The 10,946-nt window shown below is 70.9% G+C and carries 3 protein-coding genes; 1 reads left to right on the forward strand and 2 read right to left on the reverse strand.

The annotated features are described in order from the left end of the window. Positions 1-42: 42 nt before the first annotated feature. Positions 43-534, reverse strand: a complete 492-nt coding sequence (locus tag ABD946_RS33430; RefSeq protein WP_345289420.1) for a hypothetical protein — start codon at positions 532-534, stop codon at positions 43-45. Next, entirely contained in the window at positions 531-929 is a 399-nt protein-coding gene (locus ABD946_RS33435) for a methyltransferase domain-containing protein (protein WP_345289422.1), read from the reverse strand. The genes ABD946_RS33430 and ABD946_RS33435 overlap by 4 nt, the downstream gene beginning before the upstream one ends. Positions 930-1,510: 581 nt before the next feature. Between ABD946_RS33435 and ABD946_RS33440 the strand changes: the two genes are divergently transcribed. Beyond that, complete coding sequence (locus tag ABD946_RS33440) at positions 1,511-1,768, forward strand: hypothetical protein (protein WP_345289423.1); 258 nt, start codon at positions 1,511-1,513, stop codon at positions 1,766-1,768. The last annotated feature ends 9,178 nt before the right edge of the window (positions 1,769-10,946 follow it).

Below are 10,946 nucleotides of genomic sequence, written 5' to 3' on the forward strand. Positions count from 1 at the left end.
GAGCCCCGTCCCGGTCCTCCGGGGCGGGGCTCGCGACGTCGCTCAGGCGAAGCCGAGCTCGGTGAAGGCGCAGCCGCCGCGCTCGGCGGCGGTGAGGGCCGGGCCCGGGGAGAGCCGGGGCGCCTGGCGGACGTACTGCCGGAAGCCCGCCGCCCGGAACCTCAGATCGAAGGAGTGGCCCTGGAGGTGCCACTGCGGCCACTGCGCGCGGCCGTCCGGCGCCGGGAGCCGGTGCACCTCGTCCAGCTCCAGCTCCAGCCAGAGGTCCTTGAAGTCGAGACCGCCCTGGACGTCCCAGACCTCCTCGAAGACCAGCGTGGCCGGGGCCACCCAGAACGAGAAGGTCTTGGCCGGCCGCACCGGGTGGACCCAGCGGACGATGTGGTCGAGGTCCAGCAGCAGGCGCGGGGACACCTCGGCCTGCTGGACCGTCAGCCCGTGGACGGTCGCGTTGTGCCAGCCCATCGACTCGAAGTCCGCGTCGCTCCAGACGCTCTTCTCCAGACCCGACTCCGGATGGACCGCGGTGGTCACGACCGCACGGCCAGCAGGTAGCTGCGGTCGGTCTCGGCCTCGTGGGGGTACGGGGCGCGGTCGAGGTGGGCGCGGAGGGTGAAGCCGGCGGCGGTGAGGTCGGCGGTCACCGCGTCCGGGTCGAGGAAGTGGAAGGTCACGTCCACCTGGTGGCCCCACCAGTCGGTCAGGTGGCGGGCCTCGCTGCCTCGGTGGAAGGCGAGCAGCAGCGGGGCGCCCGGGCGGAGGGTGCGGGCGACCTCGGTGAGGACCGCGCGGTGCTCGGCCGGGGGCAGGTGGATCAGCGAGTACAGGGCGACGGCGCCGCCGAACTCGCCGTCGACGGCCGGCAGGCCGCGCAGGTCGCCCTCGCGGAACTCGGCGGACGGGTGGTCCGGCGGCCTTGTGCCGACCACGGCGCCCGGGCGGTGCGGGGCATCGACCTCACGGGTCCCCGGGCGAGGTGGTCGAGCTGGCGCCCGCCGGGAACGCGGACCCGTCCTGCCGAGTTCCGCGAGCGCGACCTGCGCGGCCTGCCGGCCGTCGACGGCGAGTTCGCGGCGCCGTCGCCCTTTACTCGCTGATCCACCTCCCCCCGGCCAGCACCGCGCGGTCCTCACCGGAGGTCGCGCCGCACCCCCGCCCGGCGCCCCCGCCTCTGGCTGCTCGCCTTCCACCGAGGCAGCGAGGCCCGCCACCTGACCGACTGGTGGGGCCGACCACGGTGACGTGACCTTCCACTTTCTCGACCCGACGCGGTGACCGCCGACCTCCACCGCCGCCGGGCTTCACACCCTCCGCGCCCACCTGACCCGGCGCCCCGTACCCCCACCGAGGGCACGGAGACCGACCGCAGCTACCTGCTGGCCGTGCGGCGTGTGCCACCGCGGTCGCCCTCCGGGAGTCGGGTCTGGAGAAGAGCGTCTGGAGCGGACGCGGACTTCGAGTCGATGGGCTGGCACAAACGCGACCGCCACGGCTGACGGTCCACAGCCGAGTGTCCCCGCGCCTGCTGCTGGACCTCGACCACATCGTCCGCATGGTCCACCCGGTGCTGCCGGCCAAGACCTATCTCGTTCTGGGTGGCCCCGCCACGCTGGTCTTCGAGGAGGTCTGGGACGTCCAGGCCGGTCTCGACTTCAAGGACCTCTGGCTGGAGCTGGAGCTGGACCGAGGTGCACAGGGCTCCCGGCGCCGGACGGCCGCAGGCCGCAGTGGCCGCAGTGGCACCTCCAGGGCCACTCCTTCGATCTGAGGTTACCGGGCGGCGCTTCCGGCAGTACGTCCCCCAGGGCGCCCCGGCTCTCCCCGGGCCCGGCCCTCACCCGGCCCGCCGAGCGCGGCGGCTGCGCTCACCGAGCTCGCTCGCCTGAGCGACGTCGCGAGCCCCTCCACGGGAGGAAACCGGGACGGGGCTCCGTCGTGCACGGACGGTCCGTCAGATGCCGGCCGCCGCGGCGAGGTCGCGCTTGATCGCGTCGAGGCAGGGCGGTGGCCCGGGTCCGGGGTCGCCGAGGTCGGCGGCGGTGGCGACCGGGAGGACGACCTCCAGGTAGCACTTGAGCTTGGGCTCGTGCCGGAGGGGCGGACCACGATGCGGGCGGCGGATGGACGCCCTCGCCGGCCAGGTAGTAGCGCAGGCCGTCGGTCGGCGGCAGCTCCGGGCGTGCGGCGGCCAGGTCGTCGGCCCGGGTGACCTTGAGGCCAGGCCAGCACCGTCGGCGGCTGCTCGCGCAGCCGCTGCTCGGGAGGAGATCACCGTCAGGTCTGACACCCGCCCCGAGAAGCTGGTCGGTGGCAGTGCAGGCGTGCTCCAGCGCAAGGTCGTCGAAGCAGGTCGGTCAGGGTGCGGCCGAGCGCTTAGCACGGCGGCGAGTTCGGCCCACCAGCAGGGCGGCGGTGATGCCGTCCTTGTCGCGGACGCCTACCGGTCGACGGAGTACCGAGCGCCTCCTCGTAAGCCGTACGCAGGCCCTCGGCCGCGGGAAGATCCACTTGAAGCCGTGAGCGTCTCGGCGTAGGCCGAGGCCCGCGCCGCGCGATCCCGGCCGAGCAGGGTGGAGGAGACGATGGTGGTTGGCGAAGGTGGCCGCGGGCCCCCCGCTTGCCGGAACCAGCCGCGGGAAGCGGAGCAGTGGCGCCGACCTCGTCGCCGACGCAAGCATCCGCCAGGCCGCCGTTGGCACCGGCCCGGGGTTGCCCGCCCGGCGGGGGCCAGCCGGTGGCCGAGCCGTCCGCCTTGACGGCACACGGGCCCGCCAAAGCGGTCGGGCGTCCGGGTTCGTTTGGCGATCACGATTAGGTTCCCCCCCGGGCCCCGACCGAGCCGGCCGGCGGTGAGCAGGGAAAAGGCGCCGAGGTTTCCCCCCCAATCGCCCCCCGCTCCTCCCTTATTGTTGGGGGACGGAGGAACGGTACACCCCCCGGGAAAGCTCCCCCGGGCCGCTATCCGGCCCCGGGGTGTTCCGGGCCCACACCACGGCGGTCCGGGCGCGGGGAAACCCGGGCCCCCCGCTTGGAAAGGCGGCCAACCAGCCAAACGTCCACCGCGGGCCCCCCCCCGTCATTCCCTGTGGCATCAGGGGGCGGGGGTGAAAACACACGTCGAGGTTCCGCCGCCCGGCCCGGCCCGGGCTTTCGAAAACCAACGGGTGGAACCGGCCCCGGTCCGACAGGTAGCCCGCTCAGCCCAGGGACCAACCCTCAACCCGAACACCTCCACGCCGCCCCCCCCCGGCCCAGCGGCCACAAACCTCCCGGCCAGCCCGAAAGCCGAAAACCGCGTCGAATTCTCCGGCGGCTGATGCCCCCCCCCCCCGCGCCCCCCCGTGCCCCCTGCGGCCCAACGATTCCCTGCCGCAAGGACCCTTTCGCCCCGAGGTTTTTAGAAAGACCCTTGTACCAGGCTGTTGTTCCCCCCTGCCCCGGGCGGGTTAGTGACTGGCCCTCACGTTTGACCGGGAGCCCAAAGCGCCCGACCAGCGTGGGCGCCCCAGGCCGGAACGGCGAAGGCAGAGGCCAGGGGGTGGGCAGCGGCGCGGGGCAGGCCAGCCCAGGGCGGGCCGCGCAGGCCCCCGGGCGGGCCCAAAACCAACAGGCGGCGGCCCCCCGCGGTCGAAGTTCCGTAACGACCCCAAGTGTTGGCGGGCTCACGTAGCGAATTGCCAACCAAAAGGAGCCCGACCACCCCCCCCCACCCATCCCCTTTCTTCAAGTAAACGCCGGCCCAGCCCGGCCCCGGCGGGCCCCCGGAAATCACCACCCCACCGGCGCGTTGTCATTTCAACACCGCCAAATCGGCCCCGCCCCCCCAAGCCCCCCGATCCGCGATCCCACCGGGCCGGTGCCCAAACAACAGCCCGGTCGCTTGAAAAACCGCTTCGGCCCAAGCCGGGACCCAGGCGATCCGCTCGCGCCGGCGCCCCCTCCCCGGCCATCGGCCCCCTCGGCGGGCGGACCCCCAAAGCAAGCGGGCAGGTCAAGCTCCCCCTCGCGGGTTCCCCTACCCTTTGGGCCCCCCCCCGGTCCCCCTCCGGCCGGAGCCACCCAGGGCGGGGGCCGCCGCCCGAGCAGAAACGGCGAGTTCCTGGTGAAACATAGCCCTGCACCCAATCCTCCACTCATGAGGGGTACGAAACGAGCCGTACCCAGCCCCGGGTAGGGTACCAACAAGACCAGGTAGCCACAAACCCGGCCAAAACCGGGGCTTCCCTGAATTGACGAAAAGCCGCCCCTGCCCAAAACCCGGGCGTAACAAACCCCCAACCGACGGCCCGGACCGACCGGCAACACCTTTCCTAACTGGAATTCCCCCCCTTGCGTCCCAATCCCGCGTCCCAGCCAGATCCGCTCAAGGCAAACCTTACGCTAGCAAAAAAAGCGCCCCCAATCCGCTCCGCCGCTGCCTTTGCCCCGGCCCCCTCCAGCAAAACCCCTCTTTCGTGGTTTGAGCGGCCCTCTCCGGGGTGGGAATGCACCGCGGCCAGGTGGTACAAACCAGGGAGATTCGCCCCGCAAACCCTCGGCCGCCCCGGCCTCGGGCCCCCGGCCGGGGCGGGCCCGATGGGCCCCATCGCAGCGTGGGTTGGGAAACAAGCCCCACCACGCCGGCCCCCACACGAATCGCCCACGGACAACCAATGCCCCCGATTTCTCGCCCCGGGGATCCCCCGCTTCACCTAAAGTGGCGGGGCCCGCGGAAAAAAAACTGCAACGTACACGCCCCTCCGTCCAGCGAGGAGTCCACCCACCACCCTCGCGCAAGAGCATCGCGACAGGCGCCTGGAAGTAAAAACAGTGTCCGGTGGAAGTCCACCACGAAGTTATGGCTGCCAACGAATCGGGGAAGTCCCCCCCCCCCCGCGGGTGAGGTTTGATGTGGTCCGCCTGTCACCCAAACCAGGCCCTGTGGCCGGGGTCAGCCGTGTCCGCGCAGGACCGCCCCGCCAAGCCCGTTGGTGAAGGACCCACGATGGTTTCCTCGCAGCCCCCCCCGCAGCGCCGGGCGGTTGGCCCCACGCCCTGGCCACCCACGGTGGCCACGCCGTGGCCTCTCTAGTAGTTAGTGTTGCCGGCCCACCCCAGGAAAGATGGAAGCAGGCCGGCCGCTCCCTCTGTCCGCCCGTCTTTGAAACGGACAGGATTTCTTGCTCCCCGGAAGGCCCAACCGGCCACGGACCAGGAGCCGGGAAAGCCGGGCAATCTACGGGTGGGACCGGAAAAAAACAAAACCCAGCCCCCGGTTCCCCCCCCACCTCCGCCCGAAGCGCTTCCGGCCCCGGCCGCAACCCAGCCGGAAGACCCCATGAACGAAAACACAGGGCGGGAACCCCGCATCCCCCCCGCTGCGGCCCGCTCCGGCGCCCCGGTCCACGCACTTCCCCGCGCAGCCATTGGCGGCTCCACCGCCTCCTGGGGGTGGGACCCGGCGGTGCGGCGTTTTACCGGGAGTCCCCCCGGGGAAGAAGCTCTGGGGACGGAGGAGGAACTTGCGTTATTGTCTTCCACGTGGAACCGAGTGGATAAAGAACGCCGAAAAAATCGCCCACCCGCGGGTAAAAATATTCAAGCCCAAAAAACGCCCGGAGAATCCCGTTAACCCCGATTGTGCGAGGCTAGGTCCCCCACCCAAAACGGCGGCGACACCGGAAGACGCCTGTTACGGAGAGTCTCCTCCGAAAACCCCCCTGGTTTGCCCCCCCTTCAAGGGCCAGGGCCGGCCGGGCCCCAAGGTCCAAGCCCAACGTATCGTCAACCGGCACGCCAGCCCTCTTCCCCCGCGTTCGGCGTCAGCCCCAAGGGTGACGGTGCCGCCGGGCAAGCCCCCCGCCCTCCCAGTCGTTCACCACGTTACTTTCCCCCAAGAAACCGGAAAATCCCCTTTGTTCCCGGGCCGTCCCCCCCCACCGGTTCCCAGGGTGTGCCGGCGTGCCCCCCCCACGCAGCCGGACCCTTTTCCCCCGGGTAGTAAAAAATTTGGCCCAAGCTTGGTGAACGCCCCCCTTCCCCAAGGCGTCCAGGCCCGTACCCCTCGTTCCCATCCGGCGCCCACCGTCCGTTAAGAGCGAGGAACCGAAAACAAAGGGACCTGCTCCTGGTGTCCTTTCCCTCGTCCCCCCCCCTACACACCCACCGCTTGGTCCCCCAAGCCGAGCCCTTCCCAAGCCCCCAGCTGTGCTTCCCCGGGCCGAAGGGTTCTGCCGCTCTCCGGCCGGTGTGTCAAGCCAGCCCCTCCCTCCCCCGCGCAGCGGGAGTGGGGCGGGGCCCACAGGCGGGTCCCCAATCTGCCCCGGGCGGTCGAGGGTTGTTTGGTGGGCGTAACGCGGGCGTAGAGGGCGTCTCAAAAAAGAATGGTCCCCCCCCCCCGCCCGTGTCAGCCTAACCGGGAGAAGCACCGGGCCCCGCCAGGGCCCCAGAACCCGGGGATCTTTCCCCTGAACGGACAAAAACGCCCCGTCCCGACAGTGCCCCCCGGGGGCGGCCGTCCGGCCACATGAAACCCGGACCCCCCCGAACGGGCCCGGACCCGCCCGCGTATAAACCCGGCGGTAGCCGTCCGCGCCGTGGTCCGCCCATGACACAGTGAGGGGGGCGGATGTGCCCCCCCCCCGGCCGTGTTTGTCCCTCGTTACAACCGCTACGGGGACCAAGTGGTGGCGGCCGCCGTGACGTGTCGTGGCATCGTGGACAAATTCGTGGCGTGGGAAAAACCCGGTGCGGGGAAATACGAAGGACGGGGCCACCAGGGTGGGGGGGTGCCCGCCCCAGGCTCGGCCGCGGAGTGGACCGTTTCCACGTCGACCGCGAACGTCCCTGGCACGGGTCCGGCGCGGTTGCTGACCCGGGACTGGGTGGCGTGCCGTCCATAACCTTGGATCGCCACGGCCCGGGAAGGTGATTGAACCACCTTCCCCCGACAGCCTCGTTACGAGGAAGCCCTTAGGGGGGTGGACGGGCAATCAAATCCCGGTCGGCCACCCCGATCGACACCCCCCCCGCACCGTGGGGACCACCCCCGGCACGGGTTTGGTCGGGGCGTGGGGGGGGTCCGAACCTCGGCGGGGTCCCCAACCGACCGGGTTTGAAAAAAAGGCCGGCCCTGGGGGGGCCCAATGTCCGCCGGCAGATTTCCCCGACGACATCACCCAGTCCCCCCCCCCCTTCCACCGGCGGTGGCCCCCGTCCCCCGTTGCTTCCGCGGCAAGGGCCGCCCTCGGCGGGGGGCCGGCCGGCCCCCCCAGGAGCCGGGGTGGAACGTCCGTGTTCCCCCCGCGAGGTGAAATCGTTGGGGGAAGGCGCCCCCAGAGCGGCCACCACCTAGGTGTCGCTGCCGCGGGGCGCCCGACGCCCCCGTGCTGTGGGTCGCCACCGGCCGTGTCACCCGCCCCCCGGCCCGAGCCTCCGCCCACGGACCGGAAACCCACCGGCGCCGGACCCGGCCGAAGCGCAGTCCTGTACCTGGGACACCAAGGGGTCCGTTACGACCTGGTGGAGGAAGCCTGCTGCCCACCCCGCGGGAGCTGAAATCGTGGTTATTCCCGGGCTTCCGGGGTGTGACGCGCGGGCGCCCGAAGTTTTTTTCCCCGACCCGGCGTGGCTCCCCACTCTAAAAATTCGGGCTTTTCCACAGGGTCCCCCCACCCCCTGGTTTCCCCCTTCCCCTCGCGGGCGATCCGGGGTTTGCCCTTGCCCCGCGGGCGAAGGTAAAAAAACCCCGACGCCCGCCTCGAGGTTGGGGGCCTGGCAGGAGGGCTCCGCCCGCCGGCGGCATGAACATTTGAAAATGTTTCCCCCCTCTTCCCCCGCCTCCGAGGTGGGGGGCCCCCAAGTGCGCCATCCCGGGCGACCGGGTTCCGAAGGGCCCCCCCCCTCGCGGACAACGCCAAACCCCGTTCCCCCAAAAATCCCCGTTCCCGCAAACCGCAACTTTTGGCCCCTGAATTTGGCGGGGGTGTCCGCGCCCGGCCTACGATCCCCCAACACCGGGCCCGACCCTCCCCGTCCTGGGGAGGGGAAGGGGGCCGCAGGCGTTCCCCCCCCAGCCCCTGAAACGAACTGGTGAGTGGGGCCGAAAACGTTCCAAGGTCCCCGACCCTGGGTCCCTCCCGCATCCCCGAACCCCGCCCCCGTGGCGTCCCCCCCCCTAGACGCGGGGCCGCCGGCCCGACCTGCAAAAACACCGGCCGGTCTTGCATGCCCTTCCCCGCCCCCCCTCACGTGGGGGGTGGAGCCCCGCCAATTGTGCCAGGGCCCCGGAATGCGACCCCCCAGTGGGATTAACCGAACGCGCTGCCCGAACGTCCGGGGGGTTTAGCAGGCCGGCTGGGACCCCTCAGGGCGTCCCCGCCCCCCCTACCAACGTCCTTCACCCGAACCCGGAGATCGCCCAACCGTCGGGAACAGGCCGCGGGACCGACGTCCCCCCTCCACCCCCTGCGGCAAAGAATGGACCCCCGCCAGTCCGAGGTTCCCAAGCTTCCCGCGCCCTGCGCGGCAAACCCCCCGGGGCCAAGAATTGTGCAAGGGCAATCCGAGACCGCTTCGTGAAGCTTCTTTTTTCGCCACAGCCCCCGCAAGACCCGTCATCGTGGGGGTCCGGGGGGGGCGGGGGGGGTGGTCGCGCCGTCGGGCCAGCGGCCCAGCGTGGAACTCCCCTTCCATTCGTTTTTTCCCGCCCCCCCTCAGAGCCGGTGGAACAACAACTTTGGTACGGGTCCGAACAGTTGGCCCCCGAGGCGTTTTCACACGGTCCCCCCCCCTAAGCCCGTCCCCGATCCTTCCCGGTCTCAAACCGCCCGAAGGCCCCCCCGCCCGCCCAGCGTGCACATTCCCGCCAAAGGCCTGGGAGGGCTCGGAACTCCCCCCTGGAGGCTGGCCAAAGGAGTTTGAACAAGGCCGGTCGCGCGGTGGGCGCCGGGCCCCCGCCATCTTTGTTTTACGGTTTACACCACTCCCCCGACGGGCAATAGGAGGTGACGAACCGTTCAGCAAAAACCTGGCGGGCGGCATTGTTAACGGGTCCCCGTCAGTACGGTGCGCGGCCGCCTCCTACGTGGAGCAAAGTTTCCCCTAAAATACCAGCTGCAACGCTGTAAAGCCGAGGGACGAGGTCATTCAGTTACCGTCGGTTTTTTGTTTTTCTGTGGTTTTTTTTTTTTTTTTGCACCCTGCCAGACGGGTCCCCCCCCCCCGGCCATTTTTTTGGGATTCCCTCGAAAATGGTGCGAAGTGTGCCCAAACCGGAGCCGGTGTCCCCCGCCCTTCCCGCGGGAGTTTTTTTTTTTTTTTTTTTTGGCAACTCTCCCCCCCCCCGTCCCCCCCAGACCCTGAGTCTCCGAGTCCCCCCCCCCCACCGTTCCCCCCCCCGCCCGGGGACGCGTGGGTCCCCCCCCCCCCCGCAGCGCTGGAAAAAGGTCCCCGCGGGGGCTTTTTATCCTGCGAACGCCCGGCACGGCGGTTGCGGTGGCCCTCCCCCGGTGGGCTTTCCAGCCTGAGCCGGGCGGCCTTACCCCGCCAAGAAGACCCCCAATCCGTCCCCCGCCGCCGAGAAGTATACGCCCCATCGTCCCGACCTGGGCCCGCCGTGCCTGGGTCCCGAGGGGAGGGCGAACGCGGTGTTTGGTGGGGTTTCCCGGGAGCCGGGAAACCAACCACACAACAGGGCTGTGGGCCCCCGCCGGCCTGGCCCGCGGTTGGGGCCCCGCTGAAACGGGTGGGGTCAACCACCTTCCCCCCCGCTGCTGGGTCCTGCCCCCCATCCCCCCCCCTCGCGCAAACAGCAAAACCGCGCCCCCCCCCCACAAACACTCCCAGGGTGGGGTGGGGGATGACCGGCGGGGGCAAACCCCTGCGCGGCTTCCAAACTACCGCCCCTGGTGGGCAGTAGGGGGGGGGCGGAGCAAGTCCCCCGCCTCCCAGGGGGCCCTGGGCGTTTCCCTCCCAGGCCCCCTTTCAGAAACTCCGTCAAGCCGGGTTTCTGGAACCGCGAGCTCCGGGCGCTCTCCCACCGCCTACCACATGCTTCCCTTTCCGCGAGCGTGGAAAAAAACCGTCGCAACTGGGTGGTGCAGTCCCCCGGCCCACCGCGAGGGTCCCCATCCAAGTCCCCCCCTTCGCCCGACCAGCAACCAAGCCTCGGCGCGGAAACCCGAACCCCATGGTTTTCCACGAACCGTTGGGCCGACCCCGAGGCCCACCCGAATCCACCCGGGTGCTTTGATGAGGGGCACGGAGCCGTGTAAGCGCATGCCGCCCGCCGCCATGTGCCGGAACGCCACGGAAACGACCCGCTGCCCCCCGCCGAGCTTGGACGCGCCCGTTTGGCCCGGACTTGCGGGGTGCCAGATCTTCTCGCGGTTGGCCCCGCCGGTTTCCGGCCCGCCCGGTGGGAGGCCCAGGTGCAACCCGCCAACCCGGGCCACCCCCCCCGGGCGCCCGCCCCACGCCCGCGCCGCCCGGCCCCGCTCCCCCGGCCCCGAGCCGGCCGCCCCCGGATAAACCACCAACTTACCCGAGCCGGATTGCCCGTAATGGCTGACCGGGTCCCACGCAACCCGGTGCCCCCCGCCTTGGTAACGCCCCACCCCCCCCCCCCAACGGGCCCCCCCCCCTCTTGCCTTATCTCGCGGCCCCGCCCGGGCCCGGGCCGGCTTGGCCCCCGCCCCGAGGCGCCGGCCCGTCCCCCGCCCCCAACCCTTTCTCGGTGTGTTGCCGGGCAACACGGGCCGGGGGGCCCCCCCGCCCGCGCAACCGTTGCCGCACGGGCGGCCCCCCCTCCTCCTCCGGGGGAATCCCCGCGCGTTTTCCGGGTTTCCCCAGGTGTCCCCACCCCTTTGAATCTCGACAAGAGCCGCCGGGCCACCGCTGGGCCCTTCCTTTCCACATACTGGTGGCCCGGCCCCAAACCCTCCCGCCTTTGAGCCCGGTGTGTGAAA

This window comes from Kitasatospora albolonga, assembly GCF_039535905.1.
GTDB lineage: Bacteria > Actinomycetota > Actinomycetes > Streptomycetales > Streptomycetaceae > Kitasatospora > Kitasatospora albolonga.